Genomic DNA, 25,290 nt, shown 5'->3' with positions numbered 1-25,290 from the left:
ATGGCCTGGCAGCGTTCGCGGCCCCGGCTCGACCGGGACAATCGCGCCTTCTGGACCGGCGGCGCGGACGGGCGGCTCAATATCACCCGCTGCGGTGATTGTGGGGGCTTCACCCATCCCCCGCGCGAAATCTGTCGCCATTGCCAGTCGGAAAATGTCGGCCCCCATGCGGTGTCGGGGATGGGCGTGGTCGACAGCTATACTGTCAATCATCAGTCCTGGGCGAAGGACATGGAAGTGCCCTTCGTGATCGCGCGCGTGAAGCTGGACGATGCGCCGGGCGTCTATCTGACGACCAACATCGTCCAATGCCCGGTCGATGCGGTCGATATCGACGATCGGGTCCAGGTGCTGTTCGAGGAACAGGACGGCATCTGGTATCCCCTGTTCGAAAAGGTCGGCTGAACCATGGCGCACGAAGCCCATATCAGCGGCATCGGCATGTCCGAGGTCGGTGTCCGCCTGACACGGTCCCCGCTGGGCCTGACCCTCGACGCCGTGCGCGAAGCCATCGCCGACGCGGGCCTCACTCTCGACCAGATCGACGGCGTCGCCACCTATCCCGGCAAGATGCAGAGCTTTCTCGGCTTCTCGCCGGTCAGTGCAGATGATCTCATCGAGGTGCTGGGGCTGAAGACCCGCTGGCATGTCGGCGCGGCGGAAGCGACTGCTCAATTGGGGGCGGTGGCGGAAGCCGCTGCTGCGGTGAAGGCGGGCCTGGCGCGCCATGTGCTCTGCTTCCGCACCGTCTATGAGGCCGCCGCCCTCGCCCGGCCGGAGGAGTTTCCGCCGCTCGAACGGCGCAAGGACGTGTCGGGCAGTTCGCAATGGGTGTCGCCCTTCGGCGCCTTTTCCGCCGCCAACTGGACCGCGCAATTCGCGATGCGGCACATGAAGCGCTATGGTCTGACCCGCGAGCAGCTCGCGCAGGTGGCGTTGAACGATCATGCCAATGCCGCGCGCAATCCGCGCGCCCTCGTTCGCGAACCGTTGACGATGGACAAATATATGGGCGCGCGGATGATCAGCACGCCCTTCTGCCTCTATGATTGCGACCGCTTCACTGACGCCTCGACGGTCATCATCGTTTCGGCAGGCGACGCCCTGGACGAGGTGAAGGCAACGCCGATCCGGATCGCTGCCAGCGCCGGTTCGGTCGAACGCTATAGCTGGGATCAGGCCGAATGGGCCGGAGCCTATCCGACCGGCCGAGATCTCTGGGCGACTACCGACTATCGCGTCAAGGATGTCGATACCGTCCAGCTGTACGACGGCTTCGCCTTCCAGCCGATCACCTGGCTGGAAGGCCTGGGCTTCTGTGAGATCGGCGAGGGCGGCCAGTTCCTGGAAGGTGGCAAGCGAATCGCGCTCGACGGCGACCTGCCGATGAATACCGGCGGCGGCCAGCTCGGCTGGGGTCGCCTGCATGGCTTCGGCTTCGCTTATGAGGCGGTTGTGCAGTTGCGGGGAGAGGGTGGAGCGCGGCAGATCGCCGGCGATCCCAGGGTCGCGATCGCGACCTCAGGCGGTGGCCCGATGGCGGCGGCGCTGCTGCTGGCGAAGGATTGACGATGGACAGCGCCGCGCTCGACAGGCTGTCGGGCTTTCGCCGCCGCTTCCTGGTGACGCCGTCGGCCGGGCAGGTGATCGCCGCTGTCGAGGACGACTATCACAGCATGGCCGTCATCCTGCATCATGACGGCGTGGTCGTGACAGAGGTGGATTCGATCCTGGACCGCCTTCCCTGGACCACCTGTCCCGGCGCGTCCGCGATATTGCAAGGCACCTTCACGGGCGTGCCGCTTGCGGACGTTGCGGGCCGCGGCGAGAAGAAGGCCAACTGCACCCATTTGCACGATCTCATGGTGCTGGCCGCCGCCCACGCCACTGACCAGGCCCCGACCCGTTATGAGATTGTCGCCTGCGATCCGGTCGATGGCCTCAGCGTCGCGGAGATCCGGCGTGACGGCACCCCCGTGCTGCAATTCGCGCATCGCGGCCATGTAATGGAGAGGCCGGACGCGATCGCCGGGGAATCCCTGCTCAAGCTGCGCGAGTGGATCGAGGGACTGGAAGGACGCGAGAGGGAAGCTGCAAGGCTGCTCCAGTGGGGGGCGATCCTCGGCAATGGCCGGCTCATTCCGATGGAGCGGCAATCCACCGCGACCCGCGTGCCGCCCAATTGCTATACTTTTCAGCCGGAAAATGCGGTGCGCGCGCGGCGTGTCGGGAAGATCATCGACTTCAGCGGGGGTGCCCTCGTACCGCTCGATCATTTCGACGGAACCCGCTATCGCCAGCGCTGAAAAAGGGCGCTCCCGTTCGTCGGGAGCGCCCAGGCCTTCGGTCAGAAGGGCAGATTATAGAGGCCGGTGGCGTTGGTCTGAAGCACCTTCTTCTTCACCTCGAAATCATAGCCGCCCAGCACGTCGATGATATGCGACTGGACGCCCGGATAGAGCGAGGTCGGGTGCGGGAAGTCAGTCTCGAACATGACCTTGTCGACCCCGATCGTCTCCAGCAGCAGTTTGGGGGCGATCTTTTCGAACCAGAATGTGACCCAGAAATGGTCACGGAAATATTCTTTCGGCCGCTTGTTGAGCAGACCCTTCTTGCTCGGCAGCATTTCGTCGAACTGGTGCTCCAGCGCCTCGATGGCGAACGGAACCCAGCCCGCGCCGCTCTCGATCAGGCCGATCTTGAGCTTGGGATGTCGGTCCAGACGACCCGACACCATCCAGTTGCCCAGCGTGGCGGCGTTGCCGATCGAGAACATGGTGGCGACCACCGACAGGGTCTGTTCGAAGCCGAAGCCTTCCCAGGTCAAGGTATTGGGATCGATCGCCGCATTGAGATGGAAGTTGAGCGGCATCCCCGTCGCTTCGCACATCTCCAGGAAGGGCGTCCAATACTCATGCATGAAGCTGGGCACGCCGACCCGTTCGGGCGTGTCGGGTAGCACGAAACCCTTTAGTCCCATGTCTACGCACCGCCGCGCCTCGGTTTCCAGCGCCGTCTGGTCCCAGAAAGGCAGATGGGCCATGTTGAAGATGCGATCGCCCGATACCTGCTGATATTCGGCGGAGGCGTCATTATACATCTGGATGATGGCCAGCGCGAGGTCGGGGTCGCCGAGCGACATCAGCGATCCCGCCTGGGTCACGCCCGAATTCTGGAAGCCGATCTGGGCATGGACGCCCATATCGTCCATCGCCTGCAAGCGTTCCTTGATGAGATGGCCGCCCGGATGTGCCTGTGAAAGCTTGGGAAAAGCGAGACGTCCGAGCAGTTTGTTATTGTCGGCGCGGATGACGTTGCCGCCCATAGAGCCGAAATTGCGGTCACCGACATACCAGCGTTCGACGCCGTCGGCGTCGAGCTTCACATAGGGTACCTTTGCTTTGTAGTTGGCCGGCGCGCGCGATGTGAACAGATCGGGCGCCTCGGTAATATGGGTGTCGGTGTCGACGATCTTGATGCCCGCCAGCGACGGATCCAGACCGCCCGATTGCGAGGCATAGTCGACCTCCCGGATCACGCCGCCTTCCGTATATCCTTCGGCCGACCAATATTTGCGCGCGGCCTGAGCCAGTTCCTGGTCCTTAACCTCAACCATGGCTGACCTCGAACTGCGGCTGGCGGGCATCGAACAGGGGCGAAACCGATGCGGGGGCCGGCTCTTCGACACAGCGACGCACCGCGTCCTTGAGGGTGGCGAGCAAGCCCTCGGCGTCGATCTGGTCCGATGGTTCATAGACAAAGCCGATCGCCAGCGGCTGGCTTTCCGGCATGTTGGGCAGCAGCACCGCCGTTACGTCCGCGATCGAGCCGAAGCCGGCCCGGCCACTCACATGGGCTTCATCGCGGCAGCGCTGGACCTGCCCCACCATGTCGGCGGTGGCGAATTTGCGGTCCTCACTGGCTTCGGCGTTGAGGCGCCGGATCATGCCGCCGCGCCGCGGCTCGGTGACGGTCGACAGCATCAGCCAGCCGGCGGCGGAGTCGGACAGATAATCTTGCTGCCCGCCGCAGAAACCGGGGCCGGCGGTGCGGAAGCTGCGCTTGCCGCCGCGCCAGTGGACGACCTGCACCTTCAGCCCGACCATGCCGAAAACGGCGACGCCCAGGCCGGTCTGCGCCGAAAGCCGGTCGATCAGGCCGGTCAGCCCGCCATCGCGCACCAGACGCGGCTGCACTGCGGCGGCCAGCATCGCCGCGCGCGGCGTGGGCGAGTAGGAGCGCGAGCAGGGGTCCTTGTGCAGCAGGCCCAGGTCGACCAGGCTGGACAGCAATTCCGAGGTGCTTGACTGGGGCCGGTCGAAGCGACGGACAATGTCCATCACCGTGGCCTGCGGGTGATTTTCGTCGAAGAATTCAAGCACTTCGATAACGCGCTTGGCGATCTTCGCCTTGTTGGACTCGACTTGAGCCATGGTCCTCTCCTTCGGTTTATGAACATAGTTGTTCACTAACGCGGAGAGTCTGTCAATTAAAAATGAGATACTCTCGTTTATATCGAAATTACCCTTTGATCCTAATCTGTTACCGCTGCTCCCTCGCCCGCTGTTACCCCTCTTCTGGACAATGCGTTCGTTCCACAGTCCGCCGCCGAATCGAGACCGGATGCATGGCTTCGTCCCAGGAGACCGCCTCGGCGATCAATGATGACTGTCCTTTGGCATTGCCTCCGCTTGCCTCTACATTTCCCCGATGGCCGACCGGTTCGCCCGCATCGATCCGCAGACGCTCGTCACTCCGTTTCAGGACCATGGCGCGGCGCTGGCTCTTGTCGATCTCCAAGATTTGGCGCCGGACGCAGTGCGGCATCCGCCGCCCTGCCCGCTGATCGGCCTCGGCGATCGTGATCATCCCGCTGCCGCTTGCTGCGACCTGCTGGTCGAGCCGCCGGTGTCGCTGGATATGCTTGTCACCGCCATCGAGGCCCAGCCGAAAGCCGCCGCGGTGCTGGTGCAACTGCTCCGCCTGACTGACGGGATGGACATGGGAGCCGCGCTGGTCGCCGAATCCATGGCCTATGGCCTGCTTCAGGGGAGTGCCGGCCATGCGCGCTGGCTCGCGGAACGCGAGCCGCAGGGCCAATATCCGCCGGGCACCGTCCACGTCCTGCGCGACGGCGATCGGCTCGACATCTGCCTCGATCGTCCCGAGGCCGACAATGCGATTGATCGCGCGATGCGGGATGCGTTGCGGGATGCGTTCGATCTCGCGGCGCTGGACCGGGACATCGCCTCCATCCGTCTGCGCTCGACGGGGCGCAGCTTCTCGCTGGGCGCGGACCTTGCCGAATTCGGCACGACGCGTGACCCGGCCACAGCGCACGCCATCCGCATGGCGACCTTGCCCGCGCACGCCATGGCAGGCTGCGCTGACCGGCTCGACGTGCATGTGCAGGGCGGATGCGTCGGTTCCGGGCTGGAAATGGCAGCCTTTGCCGGCCATTTGACCGCCAGCCGCCTCGCCTGGTTCCAGCTACCCGAGCTTGCCATGGGCATCTTGCCGGGGGCGGGGGGCTGCGTTTCGGTGGCGCGCAGGATCGGACGGCAGCGCGCGGCCCTGATGATGCTGTCAGGCAGGCGCATCAGTGCGCGGACGGCGCTGGACTGGGGACTGGTCGACGCGATCATGGACGGTTGATCCGGCGATCAGGGTCATGCGGACATCGGCCGCGTCCAGCCGCGTGCGCGCCTGCGCCCAGCCGCGGTCGAGCAGGCAGAGGTCGGCCGGCGCGCCTTCCCTGATCCGGCGAATATGGCCCAGTTCCAGGGGATCGGCGAGGAACAGGTCGCGCGCTTCCTCGGGCGTCAGTGCCTCATCATGGCCGATAGTGATCCCGGTTGCGGTCCGGCGCGATACGGCCGCGCGCATGGACGCCCAGGGATCGGGGCGGCCATAGGGGGCATCGCTGCCCGCCGCGAGCGTCACGCCCGCCCGCCGGAAGGCGGCGAGCCGATACAGGAGCGCGCGTTCACGCGGTTCGACGTCGGCCAGATACTGGTCGCCGCGCTCGGCGATGAAATGCGGCTGGCTGACGACGTGGAGGCGCATTTCCGCCATCTGCGCCAGCAGGGGATCGGGGGTTATGCCTGCATGTTCGATCCGGTCGCCCGGCCGGACGCCGGCCTCCTTCAGCGCAGCAAGCGCGAACACCAGTTCGACCTCGGTCGTGCAATGGATCGCGGCGACACGGTCGCGCTCATGCGCGTCGCTCACGAACGCCACGCAGTCGTCGAAATCCGGCAACTGATGCTCGTGCAGATGCAGCTTGGCGGCGCCGATCGTCACGGAAGCGTGCCGCGGCGCGTCAGACAGCGCCAGCGTTCCGGCCAGCAGTATCCGTTGCGGCAACCGTCCGGTATCCCGCTCCGCCGCGAAATGCCCCGCCATGCGGTCGTCATTGGCCGGTGACATGTCGGTGATGCCAGTTACGCCCAGGGACGCCAGCTCCTTGCCGATCGATCCCATGTCCGGTGGCACGCCGCCCAGCGCCGACCGCAGCCAGGCGTCGGCGTCGAACAGCCGTCCCGTCCAGCGCCCGTCCTCGCGCTCCATTCCCGTCGGGGGTACTGCGCCGGACAGCAGCCGATCGAGCGCCGCGCTGTTTAGGAACCACATGCGCCCGGAACGATGCTGTATCCGCACGGGACGATCGCCGGTCCAGCGATCCAGTTGCCGCGCATCCAGCATACCGGCGACACTTTCATGATAGCCGATCCCGCGCAGCCAGCCACTCCCCGGCTGCGCCAGCACCGCCGCAAGTCGCGCTTCATCCGTCACATCGGGCGGCCCGCAGGCCAGCGATGCGCGCGCGACGGCAAGCGCCGCGCAATGGATATGATGATCATGCAACCCCGGCAGCAGCGCGCCGCCGCCAGCGTCGATCATCCTTTCGCCCTCAGCGGGTTCAAGCACGCCCAGGGCCGCCACCCGCCCGCCCTCGATGCGGACATCGGCCAGGCGACCATCAATCTCGGCCGCGCGGATCAGCATGAGGCAAGCCAGGCCTGATTGTCCTGCCCCAACGCGGCCACACGCCCAGACGGGCGCGGCCCGGCGTTCGGGAAAGGCGTTCCGTGCCTCAGACTCCAATATCGAAGGTCGGCCATCAGCGCCTTCTCGTCTCGCCGCCTTTCGCTGTCCAGTGCCTGCGCCACGATCGCGCTCATCGACAGGATCATGCGGGCCGCGCGTCCGTCCCGCAACCGCGCCAGCGCCAGCCGTGCGGCATGGATGCCGGTCAGCGGATCGGCGCAGGCGTCGCCAGCGAAACCGGTCGCGCCGCTGGCGTCCCGAAGCGCGCCGCTCAGACCCCCCGCGACGCTGCAATCATCGCCGAAGCCGATCCACTGCGCCGCATCCCCCATCGCGCCATGACCGGTGATGGTCATCCAGACCAGGCCGGGTACGGCGCGGACCAGCCCATCGGCATCGATCCCCAATTGACGAAGGGCGCGCGGCCGCGCCGCCTCGATCACAAGGTCCGCTTGGCTGATCAGAGCGATCAGCGCGGCGCGATCGGCGTCGTGGCGCAGGTTTAGGGCGATATTGGCCTTGCCCTGATTCAGCCGGGCAAACAGGGCAGCGTCGCCCTCGCGCATCCGATCCGGGCGGCCATGGCACTCCACCTTAACGACGCGCGCGCCGGACAGACCGACCAGATGCGCCGCCAGCGGTCCGGCCCATAATGCCGACAGGTCGATAACGATCGGCGTCGATCGTCTGGTCCTGCTCTCTCCCTCAGCGGTCACGCTACAGGCGGGGCTGACCGGCGTTTCGCCGATCCGCGCAATGGCAATGCCCAGCAGGCGTCCCTGCGCGACAAGCGCCTCGCTATGGCGCTTAGCGAAGGCGGCCGCGATCTGCCGGTCATCGTCGCCATCGATTCCGCTGTCCCCGAACAGCGCAGGCAGCATCGCGCGGTCGTCTGCCCGGGCGAGCGTCAGCGCCACGGTCCCGTCGAGCGTGTCGTGCAGCCTGCATCCGCCGCCCGCTGAACGCCGGCCCGGCACCAGAAAGCCGTTGAGCGTCGCCCGTTCGCCCATCAGCTGCGCGGCCGACGGGAGGGAAAAGGCGTCGCCGCCCAATTTCTCGATCATGCGCAATTCCGCCTCGGCCCAACGCATGAGGGGGAGAGTTGGCGCGGCGACCATGTCAGTCGAGAAAGAGCTTCTTGATCTCCCGTCGCAGCAGCTTGCCCATCTCATTATAAGGCAGTGCGTCGGCGAACAGCACCCGCTCGGGCACTCGTGAGGACCGCAGGCGCGCCCGCACCATCTCCTTCAGCTCATCGTCCGATGGAGCGGCCTGGCCGACGCGGGGAACGACGATTAGCCCGACGGCTTCACCCCATTCATGCGACGGGATCGCAACGGCAGCGGCCTCGGCGATGGCGGGATGGGCGGCCACGACGTCCTCGATCTCGCCCGGCGAGATATTCTCGCCGCCGCGCACGATCACGTCGTCGGCCCGACCCGACAGGAACAGATAGCCCTCGGCATCCAGATAACCGGCGTCGCGGGTCGGAAACCAGCCTTGAGCATCGAGAGCGCTGCGTTCCCGATATTCGCCCGAAACCTGGTCGCCCCGGACGTAGATCTCGCCCGCTTCGCCCGCAGGCAGGGCGCGCCCGTCCTCGTCGCGGATTTCGATCTCCACCGTTGGCAGTGGACGGCCGACGGATCCCAGCCTCGCCCGCACTGCGGGATCATCCGTTTCATGGGCGGCGCGATGTTCTTCCGGGCCGAGCAGCGCGATCGTCGAACTGGTTTCGGTCAGCCCATAGGCGTTGGTGAATCCCGTTTGCGGGAACAGATCCAATGCCTGACGGATCAATTCGGTCGGCATCTTGCCGCCGCCATAGGCGATGGCGCGCAGGCTGGACAGATCGGGCCGATGCCCCTTGTCCATCGTGTCGATGATCCGCGCCAGCATGGTCGGCACGACGAAGGCGTTGCTGGCCCGTTCTGTCGCGGCCAGATCAAGCCAGGCCTTGGGTTCGAAGGCCGGCAGCAACAGGATGCGCCGCATAGCATAGATGGAGCTGAGCAGCGCGGCGATGCCGGCGATATGATAGGGCGGCACGCTGACCAGCGCGGCATCGTTCTCCGGCGCTGCGCCGAACTCCACAGTGCCCAATATATAGGATACAAGATTGGCGTGGCGCAGGATCGCTGCCTTGGGCGCCGCCGTGGTGCCGCTGGTGAACAGCTGGATCGCGACACCCTCGCCATCGTCACCATCGCCGGCCGCCGCGTCGGCATGTGCCAGCGCCTCCGCGAGGAAGCTGGCGCGGTCGAACAGCCGGTTTTCCAGCGATGGACACAGCCGCCGGATCCGATCCGCGTCGCCCACGATCAGGGCCGGGCTGATCCGGCCGATCAGTGCGGCAAGGTCGGCATCGGCGAGCCGGTAGTTGAGCGGCACATAGGCGACGCCGGCCAGCGCGGCGCCGAACATCGCCATGGCTGCCGCCTCGCTGCTTTCATCGAGCAGCGCGACATGGGTGCAGCCGGTTTCCCGCAGCAGCGCCGCAGCGCCGCGCGCACCTGCCAGCAGTTGCGCATAGGTCCAGCGCTGGCCGTCACAGACCAGTCCGATCCGATCGGGCGCAGCCTCGGCGGCCATTTCAAGGAATAGTGCGATGTTCATGGGATGTGGATCAGTCCGAAGCGGGCAGGGGCTTGGCGTCCTTGGTGCTCAGCGCCACCCCGTCCACCGATAGCGATCCCTTGCCAGGCTTGACGCACAGCAGTTCGAAGGTGCCGGCCGCATCGACATAGCGTTTTCCCATCAGCGTCCCGGTCGAAAAATCCGCGCTTGGGCTTCCCTGCGCTTCCGCCTTGGCCTCGCCCATGGGCGCGCCGCCGCATTCGATCATGCCGTCGCCGCTGCGGATCACCATGACTTCGGTGTCGCACACCGCGCTTTTCAGTTTCGTTCCGGGTTTCATGACTATCTGCCCTCCTGACGGTGGAATATCGCCTGTTTCAGGCGATTGCGCCACTGGCCTTCCATTGTTCGATCCGGTCCCATTCGACGCCCATCTCCATGAGTACCAGCTCGGTATGCTCGGAAGCCTGTGGCGCGCGCGTGGTTTCGAGCGGCTGGCCGTCAAACTGTACCGGACCTCGCACCAGCCGCAGGGGCTTGCCGCTGCCATCGGCGCCTTCGACCTCCACGATCATGTCGTTGGCCACCGCCTGCTCGTCGGTCAGCAGGTCCGCGAAGCTCTGGATCGGCGCCCATTGGCCCTTCATCGTCTTCAGATGCTCGCGCCAGTAGGCGAAGGGCTTACGCGCGAACGCCTTGACCAATATGTCGCTGGCCGCGCCGGCATTCTCGATCAGGGCGTGGACATCCTTGAAGCGGGGGTCGTTGCCGGCCTCCGGCGCGCCGACATGCTCGAACGTGTCGCGGATCAGGCCCGTGGGGCTGACCATGCACAGGTTGATCGTGCCGCCATCGGCGGTATGGAAATTGCCCATGAAGGGATTGCGCAGCGATCCTCCGGATGCGGGCATTCCGTTCCGTGTCACGACGCCATTTTCCATGATCTGCGAAATCTGCGCGCCCGATGCCCACCAAGCGGCGCTCAGCAGCGACACGTCCAGTTCCACTGCCTCGCCGGTCCTTTCGCGATGATAGAGCGCGCCGGAAATGCCGCCGGCGATGAACATGCCGCCGATCGAATCGCCGAATGCGGGAATGCCCTGGGTCAGCGGACCCGGCAGATCTTCCGGCGTCATCGCATAGGCAATGCCGCTGCGCGACCAGAAGCATGTGCCGTCGAATCCGCCCACCTCGCGTTCTGGCCCCTTGTTGCCCAGCGCGCTGCCGCGGGCATAGATGATGTCGGGGTTGACCGCGCGAATATGCTCCACGTCGAACCGGTTCTTTTGTCGTACCTGGGGCAGATAGTTGGTCAGGAACACGTCCGCCGTCCGGGCCAGTTCGTACAGCACTTCCTGACCTTCCGCGGTCGACAGGTCGATGCCGACGCTGCGCTTGCCCCGGTTGGGATGTTCGAACAGCGTGTGGCGCAGCGGGTCGAGCGTGACGCCGCCCATGTTCAGGAAGCCGCGCTGCGTGTCGCCGCGCACCGGATGCTCCACCTTGATGACATCCGCGCCCCAGTCCGCCAGGATCGCGCCGGCCGCCGGAACATAGGTAAATTGCGCCACTTCCAGGACGCGCATACCCTTCATCACCTGGGTCATCTACCCAATCCCCTCGCTCGCCGCGGAAAGCGGCCTTGTCTGCTGAAAGGGTAGAAGCTGCGGCCGCCGCCGCAAGACCCGACAGCCTGTCGGATGCGGGCTATCGCTAGCGCGATGGGCCAGCGTCGCTCAACGCCGCCGCGATATACGGGCCGGGGGATTGAGAAGCGCCGATGTCGGGCCGATAGCAGGGGTGCGGACGACCCGGAGGATTGCCATGCTTATCGACTCTTCGCTTTCGGCCATCGTGACGGGCGGAGCGTCCGGCCTTGGCCTCGCCACGGTGAAGGCGTTGCGCGCGCTTGGCGCGAAAGTCGCGATCTTCGACATCAACGAGGACCAGGGCGAAGCAATCGCCGCCGAGGTCGGGGCGCTGTTCTGCAAGGTCGATATATTGTCGGAAGAAAGCGCTCTCGCCGGCTTCGACAAGGCGCGGGCCACCCAGGGCCAGGAACGGATCCTCGTCCATTGCGCCGTTATGTCCAAGGGCGGCAAGACCGTTGGCAAGGACAAGGAAAGCGGCGGCTTCAAGCGCCTTTCGACCGAGGATTACGCCTTGTCGGCGCAAGGCGTGCTGGTCGCCACTTACCGAATAGCCTCGATCGCTGCGCTTGGCATGGCCGCGCTCGATCCGCTGGACGACGGCGAACGCGGGACCATTATACTCACCTCCAGCGCGGCCGCGCAGGATGGGCAGGTGGGGCAGGTCGCCTATGGCTCGCTCAAGGCCGGCGTGAACGGCATGGTCCTGCCGATGGCGCGCGATCTGATGGACCTGGGCATCCGGGTCAATGCCGTGATGCCCGGTATTTTCGCGACGCCCCCGATGCTCCGCTTCAAGGACATGAATCCCGCCATGTATGAAAGCCTCAACAATAGCGTGCCCTTTCCCCGCCGGCTTGGAAAGCCGGAGGAATTTGCCAGCCTGGTCACGGAAATCGCCCGCAACAGCTATGTGAACGCCCAGACATTGCGCATCGACGGAGCGATCCGCTTTCCACCGCGCTGATCCTGGACCCATCCGATCTTTGTAGGGCGCTTCTTCGAGGCGCCCTTTTTTGTTCGCTGCCGCAGTCTCGCAGATGCGGAAAATAATACTAAGCTAGCTTGACAATTTTCCGCGATTAGCTAACCTAGCTTAGTGTTAAGTGAGTCGTTCTCATTTCTAAGAGGCCCGTCATGAACCATTTTGCCAAGCTCGCTCTCCTTGTCCCTGTCACCGTCGCGTTCGCGACGCCGGCTCTTGCCGATGATGCGGTGCAGCTTTCGTCCGCGTCGGTCAGCGCGGCCGATTACAAGGGAAAGATGCTCTATACCGCGGCGGGCGACCGTCTCGCCGCAGTCTATCGCGTCGGCCAGGATGGCGCTGCGCAGATCATCCTGAACGGCAAGATGGTCGTGGTTCCTGCCGCCAGCCTGACGGCGGCAGATGGCAAGCTGACGACCAACCTGTCCAAGCGCGACCTGCTGGTCGCCCGCTGATATTTTGGAGGCAGCAAGACAAAAGGGGCCGCTCCATCGGAGCGGCCCCTTTTGCGTTTGGGCTCAGCCTTTCGAGATATTCTCGGAGATCGTGTCCAGCAGCGCGTTGAAGCGCCGCAGGTCGTCGCCGTCGAAGCCGGCAAAGGCGACCTCCTCGTTGGCGCGCGCGATCGCCGCCAGTTTCGACGTGATCGCCTGTCCCGCGTCGGTCAGATAGACGGCATGGGCGCGGCGATCGTCATCCTTGGGCCGCCGTTCCAGCAACCCGTCGGCGCACAGCCGGTCGATCAGCCGGCCGGCCGATGCTTCGGCAATCTCCAGCATGGTCGCGATCGTGCGCTGGGTCGATCCGGGATAGCGGGCGACCGCTGCGATCACCGTCCATTGCGACCGGGTTACGCCCAGCCGCACGACGCTCTGGTCGAAATGTGCGCGCAACTGCCGCGCGATCACGGTCAGTTTCAGGGATGCGTTGCGCATCAGCGCGGTGGGGTCTTCGGCCAGCAGCTCGTCGATCGGTTTTGCCATCGTGCGCGCAGCATAGCGCCATCGCGGCGAAACGAAAGAAAGCTCGTCCTGCGAAACGCAGCCGGTCACAGGCGGATTGCCGGGATCAGACACGTTCGATGATGATCGCCGGTGCCATGCCGCCCGCGGCGCACATGGTGATGAGGCCATAACGTCCTCCGCTGCGTTCCAGTTCGTCCAGCGCCGTGCCGATCAGCACCGCGCCTGTCGCCCCGATGGGGTGGCCCAGCGCGATGGCGCCGCCATTGGGATTGAGCCGGGTCCGGTCGATCTCCATATCGCGGATGAACTTCTCCGTCACGACGGCGAAGGCTTCATTCACTTCCCAGACGTCGATATCGTCCTTGGTCAGCCCCGCCTTCGCGAGCACCTTGCGTGCGGCGGGAACCGGGCCGTTCAGCATCAGCGTCGGGCAATCGCCCATATTGGCGGTAGCGACGATCCGGGCGCGCGGCTTCAGGCCGGTGCGACGGGCATAGTCGCCCGACGCCAGCAGGATCGCCGCCGCCCCGTCGACCACGCCGGAAGAGGTGCCGGCATGGTGCAGCGGCTCGATCGCCAGGTCGGGATATTTCTGGTTGATGAGCTGGCGAAAGGTCGGCCCGTCCGGGCGCGAGGGCATGTCGATGAAGGAGGCGAAGGCCGGCTTGAGTTCCGCCAGCTGCTCGGCCGTCGTGCCCGGCCGGGGATATTCCTCGCGATCCAGGATGACAGCGCCGTCATCGTCGACGACCGGAACCGTCGATCGCGCGAACCGCCCTTCGGCGATCGCGACCGCCGCACGACGCTGACTTTCAGCGCCAAAGGCGTCCAGTTGCTCGCGTCCGATCCCCTCCATCGCGGCGATCGCATCCGCCGCCACGCCCTGGTTCGACTGGGGGTGCCGAGCCTGCAACCGCAGATTGCCCGTGCCCAGCCCGCCGACGGACTTCACGCCTGCCTCCCGCAGCGCCTGACCATAGGCATTGACGTGCGACATCATCTCGGTCCCGCCTGCCACGACCAGATCTTCCATCCCGGCCATGATCTGCCCGGCGGCGAGATTGGTGGCGGTCAGACCGCTGCCGCAGAAACGGTCCAGCGTCACGCCCGACGCCCGAATGTCATAGCCCGCGTCGAGCGCCGCCATCCGGCCCATGTCGCCGCCTTGCAAGCCCATCTGCGCGCTCGTGCCCCAGATCACGTCATCGACATTGGCGGTATCGATGCCATTACGATCGCGGACGGCGCGCAGCACCGTTGCGGCGACATGCTGTGGATGCATGTGCGAGAGCGCGCCCTTGCCGACCTTGCCGATGCTGCGCGGCGTGCGGACGGCGTCGATGATGAAGGCGTCGGCCAATGCTCTTCTCCCATGCTTCTCTCTTGCCCTGGCTATCGCATGGATCAGCCGCGCGGTGCCACCGCGAAGCCAATCGCGCGGGCGATTGATGGACAAGGCGGCTCCAGGAGGATGGACGATCGGCCCGCCGTCGCCCCAATGTGCCGCCTTCGAAGGAGAAACCGACTATGGCGGGCAGCTTCGCACCGCTGCGCGAACCGGTCTTCCGGCGCATCTGGATCGCCAGCCTGCTGTCCAATTTCGGCCAGCTCATCCTGGGCGTGGGGGCGGCGTGGGACATGGTGCGGCTGACCCAGTCGGCGGGCATGGTGGCGCTCGTCCAGACGGCGCTGATGGCGCCGCTGATGCTGGTCGCCGTGCCGGCGGGCGCGCTGGCCGACATGTTCGACCGGCGTCGGATCGCAATGGCGGGCCTCGTCTTTTCCAGCCTTTGCGCCGCGCTGCTGACGCTGCTGGGCGCCATGGGTTATGCCACGCCCTGGACGATCCTGGCCTTTTGTTTCCTGATCGGGGCGGGTGTGGCGCTCTATTCGCCAGCCTGGCAATCCTCGATCAGCGAACAGGTTGGCGCGCCGCATCTGCCCGCGGCAATCGCGCTCGGCACGATCAGCTACAATGTGGCGCGCAGCTTCGGCCCGGCGATCGGCGGAGCGATCGTGCTGGCGGCCGGCGCACAGGCCGCCTTTGCGGTCAACGCGCTCTGCTACCTGCCGCTGCTTCTCGCCTTCTTCCTGTGGCGGCGGACGCCCATGCCCGCCCGGCTTCCGCCCGAACAGGTGCATCGGGCGATCGTTTCGGGCGTCCGCTACGCCCTGCACGCCGGGCCGATCCGCACCGTTCTGGCGCGTGCCTTCCTGTTCGGTCTGGCCGGCGCGTCGGCCGCCGCCCTCTCGCCGCTGGTGGCAAAGGATCTCCTGGGCGGGGATGCCGCCCTCTATGGCGTGCTGCTGGGTGCCAGCGGAGTGGGCGCCGTGGGTGGCGCGCTGTTGATCGGTCCGCTGCGCGATCATTTCGGGACGCAGGCACTGGTTCTCGTGCTGGCTCTCCTGGGCGGCGGCGCGCTGGCGCTGGCGGGGTTCAGCCGGAATATTCCCCTTACCTGCCTTGCACTGGCGGTGGCGGGGGGCGCGAACATCTTCACCATTGCACTGTTCAATGTCTCGGTGCAGCTTTCCGCGCCGCGCTGGGTGACTGCCCGCGCCCTCTCGCTCTTTTCCTCCGCGCTGACGGGTGGCATCGCCATCGGCGCGGCTTTGTGGGGCGCCGTCGCGGTTCGACTGTCGGTGGACATGGCCCTGTATCTTTCGGGACTGGCGCTTGCCGCCACGCCGCTGGTCGGCTGGTTGCTGCCCCTGCCCGAACCGGACGAAAGCGATGTCGAGCCGTTCGTCCTGCGCAACGAACCGGAAGTCGGACTCGCGCTGACCCGCCGCTCCGGCCCGGTCGTCATCGAGATCGACTATGACGTCGATCCGGCGGATGCCCGCGACTTCTATGGAACGATGCTGGACGTGCAGCGCACCCGGCTCCGCAACGGTGGCTTCAACTGGTCGCTCGCCCGCGACATCGCCGATCCGGCGCTCTGGACCGAACGCTATCAATGCCCCACCTGGGGCGACTATCTCCACATGCGCGAACGCTTTACCCAGGCCGACAAGGCGGCCCAGTCCAGAGCGCAATCCTTCGATCGCAGTCCCGGCGGATTGCGCGTGCGCCGGCGGCTGGAACGTCCCTTCGGCTCGGTGCGCTGGCGGTCGGACTCGCCCGATCCCCGGCAGGAAGGGCTGGGCTATATCGGCCCGTGACCGCACGGCTCCGCAGGAAAATCCGACCGGCAACAGCAAAGGGAGAGCAAGATGACTGGCGGCAGACGCTATCGCGTGATCCAGTGGGCGACAGGCAATGTCGGATTGCGCGCGCTGCGATCGGTGATCGAGCATCCGCTGCTGGACCTTGCCGGACTGTGGGTCAGTTCTGACGCCAAGGCCGGCCGGGACGCGGGCGAACTGGCCGGGCTGCCCCGGTGCGGAATCACGGCGACCAACTCGGTTGACGATCTGGTCGCGACGCCCGCCGATTGCGTCCTCTACATGCGGCAGGGCACCGACCTGGACGAACTGTGCCGCCTGCTCGAATCGGGCAAGAATATCGTCACCACCCGTGGCGATTTCCATCATCCCGCGGGCATGGCGCGCGACGTGCGGGAGCGCATCGAAACGGCCTGCCAAGCGGGCAGCGCGTCGCTCTACAGCACCGGCTCCAGTCCCGGTTTCGTGACCGAGGCATTGCCCTTGCCGCTGCTGTCGCTGTCCCGCCGGCTCGAATGCCTGACGATCGACGAATATGCCGATCTGGCGAGCCGCGATTCACCCGCGCTGCTGTTCGATGTCATGGGCTTCGGCCGGCAGCCGGGCGCCTTCGATCCCCGCCAGATCGCGCATGTGAAACAGGATTTTGCCGGATCGCTCGCCCAGCTGGCGGATGCCACCGGCATTGCCATCGATGATTGGGACGCGACGGGCGAATTTGGCGCCGCCACTCGGGACATCCCGATCGCGGCCGGCATCGTGCCTGTCGGCACGGTCGCGGCGCAGCGGATTACCGTTTCCGGGTCGCATCAGGGCAAGGTGCGCCTGCGGTTCCGCGCCAATTGGTATTGCGGACGCGAGATCGATCGGGACGACTGGGCGCTGCGGCCTTCGGGATGGCGCATCCGGGTAGAGGGCGATACGCCGCTCGATGTCGCCGTCTCCTTTCCCGTCGCGCCAGAGAATTATGCCGCATTCACGCCCGGCCTGACCGCCCATCGTGCGGTCAACGCCGTGCCCGCGCTATGCGAAGCGCCACCTGGTATTCGCACTACGGTCGACCTGCCCCAGATCGTGGCGCGCTTTCAATAGCGCTCCACCAGCGCCTCGCTGATTGCCCAGAGCCGGCCCGCCGCTTCGTCATCCCGTGCCGTCGCCGAGGGGGTGAGTTCGGCGCGCTGGTGGAAATAGCGTCCGCTCGATCGCCCCGGCTCTTGCGCGCTTGCCAGCCAGACCAGCGTGTCGGCGGCCTGCTCTGGCGTCAGCGCGCGATCGGCGATCGATTCCATATAGGCGCGCATCGGCGCGTCGCAGTGGGTCGCGAAATTGCTCGCCACGACCCCGGGATGCATGGCGTGGGCGACGATGCCGCTGCCGCGCGTGCGGCGCGCCAGTTCGCGCGTGAAGAGGATGTTGGCCAGCTTCGCATGGCAATAGGCGGCGCCGCCGACAAAGCCCTCCGCGAAGGTCAGGTCATCCCAATGGATGCCGTCGCAATGTTCATGCCCGGTGGAGGATGTCGCGACCACCCGCACCGTGCCTGGCGCTGACCGTGCCGCCGCCGCCTCCAGTTGCGGCATCAGCTTGCGCGTAAGCAGGAAGGGCGCGAGATGATTGGACGCGAAGGTCGCCTCATGCCCTTCGGGCGTGATGACGCGTTCGGCATGGACGCCCCCGGCATTGTTGAGCAGCGCGTCGATGTGCGGTGTCAGCGCCGCGACGTCCGCCGCCGCCCGCGCCGTTTCCGCCAGCAGCGCCATGTCGGCCTGAACCATGGTGAAATCGGCGTCGGGCAGGGCGGACAATTCCGCTGCCGCCGCAGCGCAGCGCTCCGGATCGCGGCCGACGCCGATCACCCGCCATCCCTGTTGCAGCAGCGCGCGCGCCGCTGCCTTGCCGATGCCCGCGCTTGCGCCCGAGACCACGGCTACTTTCTTTGTCCCGCTCATGCGCGCACGACCTCCAAGTTGCAGGGACCACGCCCCAATGCCAGAAACAGGCTTGCGCCGACGATGGTGATGCAGGCGCTCAGCGCCAGGAACGGGGCGTAACTGTCCCACAGGCTGAGCGTCAGGCTGAGCGTCAGCGATCCCAATGCCGCGCCGCCTGCGATCGACGCGCCGACAAAGCCCATGATCAGGCTGAACACGCCCAGGCCGAAGCGGCGCGATACGAGATAGGCGGCGATGTCGCCCTCGGCGCCCTGCGCCATTCCCATCATCGCGACAGACAGAGCCAGGACGAAGGGGGCATCGATCGACGACGCCAGCAGCGCCATGCCGATCGCCGGCATCGACAAAGCCAGCGCGGCGACATGATGCGGCGGCATCCGGTCGAGCGACAGGCCGCAGGCGAACCGGCCGATCAGCACGCCGACCGCGTAGATGGAGATCAGCCACGTCGCGGTCTGCGAAGGCGCGCCGCTGTCCATCAGCACCAGCTTCATCTGCGCGGACGCGAGGCCCTGCGGGAAATTGACCAATATCATCGCCGCGATCAGCAGCCAGAAGGCCGGGTTGCGGACGATGGCGCCATAGCCGGGCCGGGCTCGGGGCGAGCCTTCGATTTCGTGGACGCCGACATGCGCCGGCGTCATCATTACCGCGATCAGCCCGAATATCAGGGTCACGCAACCCAGCAGCAAATAGCCAGCGCGCCAGCCCTCGTTTTCGATGAATCCGCCCAGCATCGGCGCAATCAGCGCGCCTACCAGCGGCGGGCCGGTCATGACGATGGAAAAGGCCAGGCCGCGGGCCCGCTCGAACCGTTCCGCGACGACGCGAGTATAGACCGGCGAGGTGGTCAGTGTCCCGAGGATGATCTGCACCACGGCAATGGCGAAGAAGGAACGGATGTCGCCCGGTTGCATGGCGAAGCCGATATAGGCGACCGGACCCGCCAGCACGCCGACCGCGGACACGGCGCGGACGCCGAAACGGTCGGTCAACCGGCCGGTGATCGGCTGCATCACCAGCATCAGCATCCCGAAACTGCCCAGCAGCGCGAATTGCGATCTTTCCCAGCCGAACTCGCCGATCAACTGGGGCGCGAACAGGCTCATCGTATAGGCGGACAGGCCTATGCCAAAGCCAAGTCCCATCGTCGCGGCGAGCAGCGGACGCCAATGCGTCCGCAACTCGCCCCAATAGGCCGATCCCATCCTCGTCTCCTGTCTGTCATCTTCTTGTGACGCCATTGAGGAACAGGCGGACCGCTGCCCCGACCCATTCATCGATCTCTGCCGGACTCATTGCCTGGGGCGATGCGATCAGCCGCACCGGCCCGCCCAGGACCATGGTCATGAAAAGACTGGCTGCCATGTCCGGCCGCTCCACGCAAATCGCCCCGGCGCTATCGTGGCGGCGCAGAAGGTCGGCCAGAAAATCCGCCAGCGGACGCGCACCCTGGTCGTATGACAGCATCAGTATTTCCGGGAACCGGTAGGATTCGGTGGTGATGATCCGCCGCAATCGCACGCCATCGACGGTCGAGAGATCGGCGATGCGCAGTCGGGCCACCGCGATCAACGTGGCTTCCAGATCCGCGCTCTCGACCGCGTGCAGTTCGGCCGTCGTCGTCGCCGTGCGTTCGATCGCGCGCGTGACCGCGGCCAGGAAGAGAGCCGATTTCTCGGCGTAGCGGGCATAGATGGTCCGCTTGGTCATGCCGACGGCAGCGGCGATGCCTTCCATCGTCGTCAGTTCGAACCCACGATCGAGAAACATGTCGAGCGCCGTGTCCAGCAGTTCGGCCTGGCGCGCCTGCGCCTGTTCGCGGGTGGGGCGTCCGGCGCGTCCGGCGCGCTGCGATGAGAGAGTGTCCATGACCAGCATCATTATGGCCCTTGCCGGATTTTGCGAATCATGCATAATGAAACGTATCAGGTGCTATTAATGCACCAGGATCGCGAAGGCAAGGAGCAGGATATGGGTGTGCAGGCCGACCGCCTGACCGGACTCGTCAGTTCGGACTACAGGTTCAACATTCCGTATGAGGAACTGCGCGCGGCGCAGATCGCGGCGCTCGACGAGCGATTCCAGGAAAAGAAGGATGCCATCAGGCTGCTGGGTCACCGCGCGCGAGAGGCGGGCATCGACGCGGTGCGATCGCTCGACGACGCGGTGAAGCTGCTCTTCCCGCACACCGCCTATAAAAGCTATCCCGAAGCCTGGCTGATGCAGGAGCGCTGGGACAAACTGACCCAGTGGCTGAACACTGTCTCCGCCCATCCGGTGACGGGCGTCGACCTCGACGGTGTGAAGGATGTCGACGAGTGGATCGACCGGCTCCAGGCGGCCGGTCATTTCGTCTCCTGCTCCAGCGGCACGACCGGCAAGTCGGCGATGCTGATCGCGTCGCGGGCGGACATGGACTGGTCGAAGATCGATACGGTCAATGTCTTCGCCTGGGGATCGGGGGTGCAGCCGAACCGCGACCGCCGCATCATGGGGCTGGCTCCGGTCGCCAAGGTGCCCAAGAACGAGGTCATCGGGGACGCGCAGCGCGAAGCATTCGGCGATCCCGACAAGGACATGTTCCAATATCCCGTACCGCCGATCACGGTCGGATCGCTGACTCGGATGGTCGTCCTGCGCAAGGCGATCGTGGATGGAACGGCGCGGCCCGGCGACATTGCCGAACTGGAGGACACGTCGCGCGTGCGGCAGGCGGCGATGGACCGCGCCGTCCATCTCGCGGCCGATGCGATGATCGAGCATCGCGCCGACAAGCTCTACATCGCGGGCATGTGGAATGCGCTCTACCATGTCGCCAAAGAGGTGCGCGAGCGCGGCTACAGCGCCAAGGACTTCAATCCGGACAACTGCATCTACATCGGCGGAGGCCTCAAGCGCGCGCAACTGCCCGATGATTATCAGCAATTCGTCCATGACACCTTCAACATTCCCGCAGGACGGCACTTCCAGAATTACTCGATGCAGGAATTGAACAGCGGGATGCCCAAATGCCGGGAGGGCGGACGCTATCATGTGCCGCCATGGATCGTGCCGATGATCCTCGACAGGGATGGCGACGCGCTGGTCGCGCGCGATGGGCAGGGCGAGGTCGAAGGACGCGCCGCCTTCTTCGACCTGTCGCTCGACGGACGCTGGGGCGGGGTCATCACCGGCGACAGGATTTCCCTTGATTACCGGCCCTGTGCCTGCGGCAATGCCGGGCCATCCATCCGCGACACCATCGCCCGCTTCGCGGACCTTGAAGGCGACGACAAGATCGGCTGTGCGGGCACGGTCGATGCCTATGTGCGAGGTGTGGCATGACTGTAGTCGAAAAAAATGCGGCCATCGCGCAAGCGCCGGTCGAACCCATCCAGGTCCGGCATTTCGTGCGGGGCAGGCTGGTGGAGGGCGACGCGGTTCGCCACCGCTCGCGCGATCTGGGCGTCGATTTCGTGACCCCGGAAATCGACCTCAATGCGCTGGTAGCGCCGCGCTCCGAACTGCCACCGCTCTATGATGTGCCGACGACAGAGATCGTCGACTTCCTGGTCGAGGCGGGACGGCGGATGGATTTCGAGACCAATCCCTATCTGCGCGAGGCGCTCGAACATACGGTCAAGGTGAATCCTTTGCCGCGCCGGGTGGTGGAAAATCTCTTCCGCCGCGCCAGGCATTTCCTGACCCGTGACGGGCTGATGAGCAGCATCGAGACGAGCTTCCTCAACCCGGCCGCGCTCGACGGCTGGGTGGCGCGCATCGACGCCCATGGCAATCGCGGCGCGCTGCGGGCATTCCCGACCCGGATGGTGCATATGCTGGCGGGCAATTCGCCGACGGGATGCATTTCCTCGATCGCGCAGGGTGCGCTGGTGAAGGCGGTCAATCTCTTCAAGATGCCGTCGAGCGATCCCTTTACCTGCGTCGCGATGCTGCGCACCATGGCCGATGTCGACCCGAACCATCCGGTGGTCAAATCCATGTCGGCGGTCTATTGGCGCGGTGGCGATACGCGGATCGAAGGCGCGCTCTATCGCCCGCAATATTTCGACAAGATCGTCGCCTGGGGCGGGGGTGACGCGATCCGCAATGTCATCCAGTATATCGGCCCTGGCCTGCAGATGGTATCCTTCGATCCCAAGACGTCGATCTCGATGATCGGCGCCGAAGCCTTTGTCTCGCCCGACGTCATCGAACAGGTGGCGCAGGCGGCCGCGATCGACGTCGCGACGATGAATCAGGAAGCCTGCCTTGCCAGCCGCTTCCTCTTCGTCGAGGGCGAACGCGCTGGGATCGAAACCTTTTGCGCACGCCTGCAGGAACAGCTCGGCATCGATCGGGAGACAGCCTCGGCGATCGGGCAGCCGCCCCCGCGCGAGGTGCGCGACGAGATCGAGATGCGTCAGATGATGGGCGACGACTGCAAGGTCTGGGGCAAGCCGGACGGGCGCGGCCTGGTCATCCTGACCGACGAACCGGTCGATTTCCATCCCAGCAACAAGACCGCCAACGTGGTCCACATCGCTTCGCTCGACGATGCCATCGCTCATGTGAATGTCGCGACCCAGACGATCGGCGTCTACCCGCCCGAACGCAAGGCGGCGCTGCGCGACCGCCTCGCCAGCGCGGGCGCACAGCGGGTGGTGCGGCTCGGCGGCGCGGCCAAGCATGTCGCGGGCGGGACCCATGACGGCATGTTCCCGATGCAGCATCTGGTACGCTGGATGAGCGAGGAGGACGCCTGAGCGATATCTGCCCGTCATCCTTGCGCGACGTCCCGCCTCCGGGCGATCATCGCTCCACAAGAAGGGTGATGGAGTGGACAGGATGGGCAGTCTTGCAGGCAAGGTAGCGCTCGTGACAGGCGCATCATCGGGCATCGGTGAGGCGGCGGCGATCGCCCTTGCGGGGGCCGGCGCTGCCGTCGCCCTGTCCGCGCGACGCGTCGATCGCCTTGGCCGGCTGGTCGACCGCATCCGTGCGGCCGGCGGGGAGGCGATCGCCCTGCCCGGCAATGTCGCGGTCGAGGTGGAGGCGATGCGCGCCGTCACCGACACGGTCGATCGCTTCGGTCGCATCGACATCCTCGTCAATTCCGCCGGCGTCATCCAGTCGGGCGGGGTCGAAAGCCTGTCGCTCGACGAATGGCGCCGGGTCATCGACATCAACCTGCTCGGCACGCTCTACACCTGCAAGGCCGCGATCGGGTCGATGAAGGCGCAGGGGGGTGGCGACATCATCAACATCTCGTCGACTGCGGGGCGGCGCGCGGCTGGACTGTTCGGGCCCTATTCCACCAGCAAGTTCGGGCTGACCGGTCTTACCGAAAGCCTGCGGCAGGAAGTCGGCGGGGCGGGCATCCGCGTCGCCATCGTCGAACCGGGCGCGACGGCCACGGAGGTCGCCGGCGGAATCAGCGATCCCGCCATGCGTGCGGCGATGACCGATCATGTCGGCAAGGACAGCGCGATGCAGCCGGAGGACATCGCGCAAGCGATCCTTTTCATCACCGCATTGCCTGCGCGCGCGAACGTGTCGCAAATCCTCATACGCCCGACCGCCGACACGGCGGCGATGTAGGCGAGCCCCCCAGGTGAGGATCATCCATGGCCGATTGTGACCCGCGCGCGCCTGCCAGCGCCGACCAGTTGCCGGGAATGGCCTATCGCTCCTGGTTCCTGTTCGTGATGGTGCTGGTGTCGGCATCGGTGCAGGGCGAACGCTATCTGATGGTGGTGATGGTCGAACCGATCCGCCGCGAACTGGGTCTCTCCGACGCGGCGATCGGCATGGCCAAGGACATGATCATCGCCATCGTCTACATCCTGGCGATCATTCCGCTGGCGCGCCTGGCAGACCGATGGTCGAAGCGCAAGATCGTGGCCATCGCCGCCACCGTCTGGAGCGCGGCCGTGATCGTTTGTGGGGCAGCCAAAAGTTTCTGGATTTTGCTGATCGGACGCGCCGGAATCGGCCTTGGTGAAGGCGGCTTCACGCCGCCGTCCCAGGCCTGGGTCGCCGATCTGTTCCCGATCCGACAGCGCGCCACCGCGCTTTCCGTCTTCCTGCTGGGCGCCTCGCTCGGCACGTTCATCGGCCCTGCCGTGGGCGGCTGGGCGGTGCAGGAATATGGCTGGCGCAATACGCTGATCTTCGCCAGCATTCCGGGGTTCCTCCTCGCGCCGATCGTCTGGTTCACGCTGCGCGACACCCGGCCAGGCCTGGCCGACGGCGCGCCGGCCCGAATGGAGCCGCCCGCCTCCTTCCTCCAGACCGCGCGCGAACTCATGGCGATCCGAACCCTGCCGCCGCTGATCCTCGCTGCCTCGCTCAACGCCCTGCTGACCATGGGCTTCATCAGCTGGGCGCCCGCCTTTGTCGAACGCACACACGGGATGCCGGCCAGCCAGGCGGGTTTGCAGATGGGCGGCGCGCTCTTCTTCGGATCGGCCATCGGTCACAGCATCGGCGGTCCGCTGGCCGATTTTCTCGGCCGTCGCGACCTGCGCTGGTATGTCTGGATGCTGATGATCAGCGGCGCGCTGGCCACCGGCATCGGCTGGATGATCCTTACCGGCCCCAGCGAAGTGGTATTCCCGCTATACGGTCTCAACATGCTGATCGGCGGCCTGTCGGCGGCGCCCCTGATGGCAGTGGTGGCGGGTCTGGTCCCGTCACGTTCACGCGCGACGGCCATCGCGCTGTTGATGGTGTCGATCCAGGTTCTGGGTCTGGGGGGCGGGCCTGTGCTGGTCGGCTGGCTCAGCGACCTGCTGCGCCCCTCCTATGGCGAAGAGTCGCTGGGCATGGCGATGCGCTGGGCGCTGCTCGTCGGCGTTCCCAGCACGTTTCTGGCCTGGATCGCCAGCCGCCACTGCCGCGAAGACTTCAAGGTGGCGGGCGGCTGGGACGGTCCCGCGCCCAAATTGGCGATGCACTGA

Annotated in this window: 24 protein-coding genes; 12 read left to right on the top strand and 12 right to left on the bottom strand. The window is 65.9% G+C overall.

Translation table 11 applies throughout. The features are described from left to right. From K3M67_RS18805 to K3M67_RS18795, 3 genes are read left to right on the top strand one after another with little or no spacing between them, the layout of a single operon-like run. Complete coding sequence (locus tag K3M67_RS18805; RefSeq protein WP_285832998.1) at nucleotides 1–405, top strand: Zn-ribbon domain-containing OB-fold protein; 405 nt, start codon at nucleotides 1–3, stop codon at nucleotides 403–405. A 3-nt stretch (nucleotides 406–408) separates the two neighbouring features. After that, nucleotides 409–1,569, top strand: a complete 1,161-nt coding sequence (locus tag K3M67_RS18800; RefSeq protein ID WP_066854993.1) for a thiolase family protein — start codon at nucleotides 409–411, stop codon at nucleotides 1,567–1,569. Nucleotides 1,570–1,571: 2 nt separating this feature from the next. Then, complete coding sequence (locus K3M67_RS18795; RefSeq protein WP_066854990.1) at nucleotides 1,572–2,306, top strand: DUF2889 domain-containing protein; 735 nt, start codon at nucleotides 1,572–1,574, stop codon at nucleotides 2,304–2,306. Between the two features lie 41 nt (nucleotides 2,307–2,347). On the opposite strand, the gene K3M67_RS18790 is transcribed toward K3M67_RS18795, so the two are convergent. Then, entirely contained in the window at nucleotides 2,348–3,616 is a 1,269-nt protein-coding gene (locus tag K3M67_RS18790) for an amidohydrolase family protein (protein WP_066854987.1), read from the bottom strand. Then, nucleotides 3,609–4,433: a helix-turn-helix domain-containing protein gene (locus K3M67_RS18785; protein WP_285832997.1), complete on the bottom strand. Its 825-nt coding sequence runs from the start codon at nucleotides 4,431–4,433 to the stop codon at nucleotides 3,609–3,611. Before K3M67_RS18785 ends, K3M67_RS18790 begins: the two co-directional genes overlap by 8 nt. Nucleotides 4,434–4,710: 277 nt before the next feature. Here K3M67_RS18785 and K3M67_RS18780 point away from each other — a divergent pair, with 277 nt between their 5' ends. Further along, entirely contained in the window at nucleotides 4,711–5,655 is a 945-nt protein-coding gene (locus tag K3M67_RS18780; RefSeq protein WP_285832996.1) for an enoyl-CoA hydratase/isomerase family protein, read from the top strand. Here the strand turns inward: K3M67_RS18780 and K3M67_RS18775 are convergent. From K3M67_RS18775 to K3M67_RS18755, 5 genes are read right to left on the bottom strand one after another with little or no spacing between them, the layout of a single operon-like run. Next, the gene (locus tag K3M67_RS18775; RefSeq protein WP_285832995.1) at nucleotides 5,587–7,008 is read right to left on the bottom strand and encodes an amidohydrolase family protein; all 1,422 of its coding nucleotides are present in this window, start codon (nucleotides 7,006–7,008) and stop codon (nucleotides 5,587–5,589) included. The genes K3M67_RS18780 and K3M67_RS18775 overlap by 69 nt on opposite strands. Then, entirely contained in the window at nucleotides 7,002–8,114 is a 1,113-nt protein-coding gene (locus K3M67_RS18770; protein WP_285832994.1) for a CoA transferase, read from the bottom strand. The genes K3M67_RS18775 and K3M67_RS18770 overlap by 7 nt, the downstream gene beginning before the upstream one ends. Nucleotides 8,115–8,169: 55 nt before the next feature. Further along, on the bottom strand, nucleotides 8,170–9,666 hold the full coding sequence (locus tag K3M67_RS18765) for a class I adenylate-forming enzyme family protein (protein WP_285832993.1): 1,497 nt from the start codon (nucleotides 9,664–9,666) through the stop codon (nucleotides 8,170–8,172). Between the two features lie 10 nt (nucleotides 9,667–9,676). Then, nucleotides 9,677–9,967: a hypothetical protein gene (locus K3M67_RS18760; RefSeq protein WP_066854965.1), complete on the bottom strand. Its 291-nt coding sequence runs from the start codon at nucleotides 9,965–9,967 to the stop codon at nucleotides 9,677–9,679. A 37-nt stretch (nucleotides 9,968–10,004) separates the two neighbouring features. After that, on the bottom strand, nucleotides 10,005–11,234 hold the full coding sequence (locus K3M67_RS18755; RefSeq protein WP_285832992.1) for a CaiB/BaiF CoA transferase family protein: 1,230 nt from the start codon (nucleotides 11,232–11,234) through the stop codon (nucleotides 10,005–10,007). 217 nt (nucleotides 11,235–11,451) lie between these two features. Here K3M67_RS18755 and K3M67_RS18750 point away from each other — a divergent pair, with 217 nt between their 5' ends. Then, entirely contained in the window at nucleotides 11,452–12,243 is a 792-nt protein-coding gene (locus K3M67_RS18750) for an SDR family oxidoreductase (protein ID WP_285832991.1), read from the top strand. 170 nt (nucleotides 12,244–12,413) lie between these two features. Next, nucleotides 12,414–12,716: a hypothetical protein gene (locus K3M67_RS18745; RefSeq protein ID WP_066854957.1), complete on the top strand. Its 303-nt coding sequence runs from the start codon at nucleotides 12,414–12,416 to the stop codon at nucleotides 12,714–12,716. 63 nt (nucleotides 12,717–12,779) lie between these two features. Here K3M67_RS18745 and K3M67_RS18740 read toward each other — a convergent pair whose 3' ends face one another. Next, nucleotides 12,780–13,244, bottom strand: coding sequence for a MarR family winged helix-turn-helix transcriptional regulator (locus tag K3M67_RS18740; RefSeq protein ID WP_066855352.1), 465 nt, complete (start codon nucleotides 13,242–13,244; stop codon nucleotides 12,780–12,782). Between the two features lie 85 nt (nucleotides 13,245–13,329). Then, nucleotides 13,330–14,586 carry an acetyl-CoA C-acetyltransferase gene (locus K3M67_RS18735; protein ID WP_285833731.1) on the bottom strand — a complete coding sequence of 419 codons (1,257 nt, stop codon included), beginning with the start codon at nucleotides 14,584–14,586 and terminating at the stop codon, nucleotides 13,330–13,332. Nucleotides 14,587–14,753: 167 nt separating this feature from the next. On the opposite strand from K3M67_RS18735, the gene K3M67_RS18730 reads away from it, so the two are divergent. Both K3M67_RS18730 and K3M67_RS18725 read left to right on the top strand, forming a co-directional pair. Next, nucleotides 14,754–16,391, top strand: coding sequence for an MFS transporter (locus tag K3M67_RS18730; protein WP_285832990.1), 1,638 nt, complete (start codon nucleotides 14,754–14,756; stop codon nucleotides 16,389–16,391). 51 nt (nucleotides 16,392–16,442) lie between these two features. Beyond that, nucleotides 16,443–17,486, top strand: a complete 1,044-nt coding sequence (locus tag K3M67_RS18725) for an NAD(P)H-dependent amine dehydrogenase family protein (protein ID WP_285832989.1) — start codon at nucleotides 16,443–16,445, stop codon at nucleotides 17,484–17,486. Here the strand turns inward: K3M67_RS18725 and K3M67_RS18720 are convergent. Genes K3M67_RS18720 through K3M67_RS18710 form a run of 3 tightly spaced genes read right to left on the bottom strand, consistent with a single transcriptional unit; the run spans nucleotide 17,480 to nucleotide 20,218 of the window. Continuing rightward, nucleotides 17,480–18,343: an SDR family NAD(P)-dependent oxidoreductase gene (locus K3M67_RS18720; RefSeq protein ID WP_066854944.1), complete on the bottom strand. Its 864-nt coding sequence runs from the start codon at nucleotides 18,341–18,343 to the stop codon at nucleotides 17,480–17,482. The two genes, K3M67_RS18725 and K3M67_RS18720, sit on opposite strands and share 7 nt — an antisense overlap. Then, nucleotides 18,340–19,554, bottom strand: coding sequence for an MFS transporter (locus K3M67_RS18715; protein WP_285832988.1), 1,215 nt, complete (start codon nucleotides 19,552–19,554; stop codon nucleotides 18,340–18,342). Before K3M67_RS18715 ends, K3M67_RS18720 begins: the two co-directional genes overlap by 4 nt. A gap of 16 nt (nucleotides 19,555–19,570) precedes the next feature. After that, nucleotides 19,571–20,218 carry a TetR/AcrR family transcriptional regulator gene (locus tag K3M67_RS18710; protein WP_285832987.1) on the bottom strand — a complete coding sequence of 216 codons (648 nt, stop codon included), beginning with the start codon at nucleotides 20,216–20,218 and terminating at the stop codon, nucleotides 19,571–19,573. A gap of 102 nt (nucleotides 20,219–20,320) precedes the next feature. On the opposite strand from K3M67_RS18710, the gene K3M67_RS18705 reads away from it, so the two are divergent. From K3M67_RS18705 to K3M67_RS18690, 4 genes are all read left to right on the top strand, one after another. After that, entirely contained in the window at nucleotides 20,321–21,673 is a 1,353-nt protein-coding gene (locus K3M67_RS18705) for a hypothetical protein (protein ID WP_285833730.1), read from the top strand. Next, on the top strand, nucleotides 21,670–23,094 hold the full coding sequence (locus K3M67_RS18700) for an acyl-CoA reductase (RefSeq protein ID WP_285832986.1): 1,425 nt from the start codon (nucleotides 21,670–21,672) through the stop codon (nucleotides 23,092–23,094). Before K3M67_RS18705 ends, K3M67_RS18700 begins: the two co-directional genes overlap by 4 nt. Before the next feature lie 82 nt (nucleotides 23,095–23,176). After that, nucleotides 23,177–23,929, top strand: a complete 753-nt coding sequence (locus K3M67_RS18695; protein WP_285832985.1) for an SDR family oxidoreductase — start codon at nucleotides 23,177–23,179, stop codon at nucleotides 23,927–23,929. 26 nt (nucleotides 23,930–23,955) lie between these two features. Beyond that, nucleotides 23,956–25,290: an MFS transporter gene (locus K3M67_RS18690; protein WP_066854930.1), complete on the top strand. Its 1,335-nt coding sequence runs from the start codon at nucleotides 23,956–23,958 to the stop codon at nucleotides 25,288–25,290.

The organism is Sphingobium sp. V4, from assembly GCF_029590555.1.
GTDB lineage: Bacteria > Pseudomonadota > Alphaproteobacteria > Sphingomonadales > Sphingomonadaceae > Sphingobium.
The sequence above is the reverse complement of the archived record's forward strand: the minus strand, read 5'-3'. Positions and strand labels throughout refer to the sequence as shown.

Coding starts and splice junctions, on each gene's coding strand:
- K3M67_RS18805 (WP_285832998.1), top strand. CDS start 1: ATGGCCTGGCAGCGTTCGCGGCCCCGGCTCGACCGGGACAATCGCGCC.
- K3M67_RS18800 (WP_066854993.1), top strand. CDS start 409: ATGGCGCACGAAGCCCATATCAGCGGCATCGGCATGTCCGAGGTCGGT.
- K3M67_RS18795 (WP_066854990.1), top strand. CDS start 1,572: ATGGACAGCGCCGCGCTCGACAGGCTGTCGGGCTTTCGCCGCCGCTTC.
- K3M67_RS18790 (WP_066854987.1), bottom strand. CDS start 3,616: ATGGTTGAGGTTAAGGACCAGGAACTGGCTCAGGCCGCGCGCAAATAT.
- K3M67_RS18785 (WP_285832997.1), bottom strand. CDS start 4,433: ATGGCTCAAGTCGAGTCCAACAAGGCGAAGATCGCCAAGCGCGTTATC.
- K3M67_RS18780 (WP_285832996.1), top strand. CDS start 4,711: ATGGCCGACCGGTTCGCCCGCATCGATCCGCAGACGCTCGTCACTCCG.
- K3M67_RS18775 (WP_285832995.1), bottom strand. CDS start 7,008: ATGCTGATCCGCGCGGCCGAGATTGATGGTCGCCTGGCCGATGTCCGC.
- K3M67_RS18770 (WP_285832994.1), bottom strand. CDS start 8,114: ATGATCGAGAAATTGGGCGGCGACGCCTTTTCCCTCCCGTCGGCCGCG.
- K3M67_RS18765 (WP_285832993.1), bottom strand. CDS start 9,666: ATGAACATCGCACTATTCCTTGAAATGGCCGCCGAGGCTGCGCCCGAT.
- K3M67_RS18760 (WP_066854965.1), bottom strand. CDS start 9,967: ATGAAACCCGGAACGAAACTGAAAAGCGCGGTGTGCGACACCGAAGTC.
- K3M67_RS18755 (WP_285832992.1), bottom strand. CDS start 11,234: ATGACCCAGGTGATGAAGGGTATGCGCGTCCTGGAAGTGGCGCAATTT.
- K3M67_RS18750 (WP_285832991.1), top strand. CDS start 11,452: ATGCTTATCGACTCTTCGCTTTCGGCCATCGTGACGGGCGGAGCGTCC.
- K3M67_RS18745 (WP_066854957.1), top strand. CDS start 12,414: ATGAACCATTTTGCCAAGCTCGCTCTCCTTGTCCCTGTCACCGTCGCG.
- K3M67_RS18740 (WP_066855352.1), bottom strand. CDS start 13,244: ATGGCAAAACCGATCGACGAGCTGCTGGCCGAAGACCCCACCGCGCTG.
- K3M67_RS18730 (WP_285832990.1), top strand. CDS start 14,754: ATGGCGGGCAGCTTCGCACCGCTGCGCGAACCGGTCTTCCGGCGCATC.
- K3M67_RS18725 (WP_285832989.1), top strand. CDS start 16,443: ATGACTGGCGGCAGACGCTATCGCGTGATCCAGTGGGCGACAGGCAAT.
- K3M67_RS18720 (WP_066854944.1), bottom strand. CDS start 18,343: ATGAGCGGGACAAAGAAAGTAGCCGTGGTCTCGGGCGCAAGCGCGGGC.
- K3M67_RS18715 (WP_285832988.1), bottom strand. CDS start 19,554: ATGGGATCGGCCTATTGGGGCGAGTTGCGGACGCATTGGCGTCCGCTG.
- K3M67_RS18710 (WP_285832987.1), bottom strand. CDS start 20,218: ATGGACACTCTCTCATCGCAGCGCGCCGGACGCGCCGGACGCCCCACC.
- K3M67_RS18705 (WP_285833730.1), top strand. CDS start 20,321: ATGGGTGTGCAGGCCGACCGCCTGACCGGACTCGTCAGTTCGGACTAC.
- K3M67_RS18700 (WP_285832986.1), top strand. CDS start 21,670: ATGACTGTAGTCGAAAAAAATGCGGCCATCGCGCAAGCGCCGGTCGAA.
- K3M67_RS18695 (WP_285832985.1), top strand. CDS start 23,177: ATGGGCAGTCTTGCAGGCAAGGTAGCGCTCGTGACAGGCGCATCATCG.
- K3M67_RS18690 (WP_066854930.1), top strand. CDS start 23,956: ATGGCCGATTGTGACCCGCGCGCGCCTGCCAGCGCCGACCAGTTGCCG.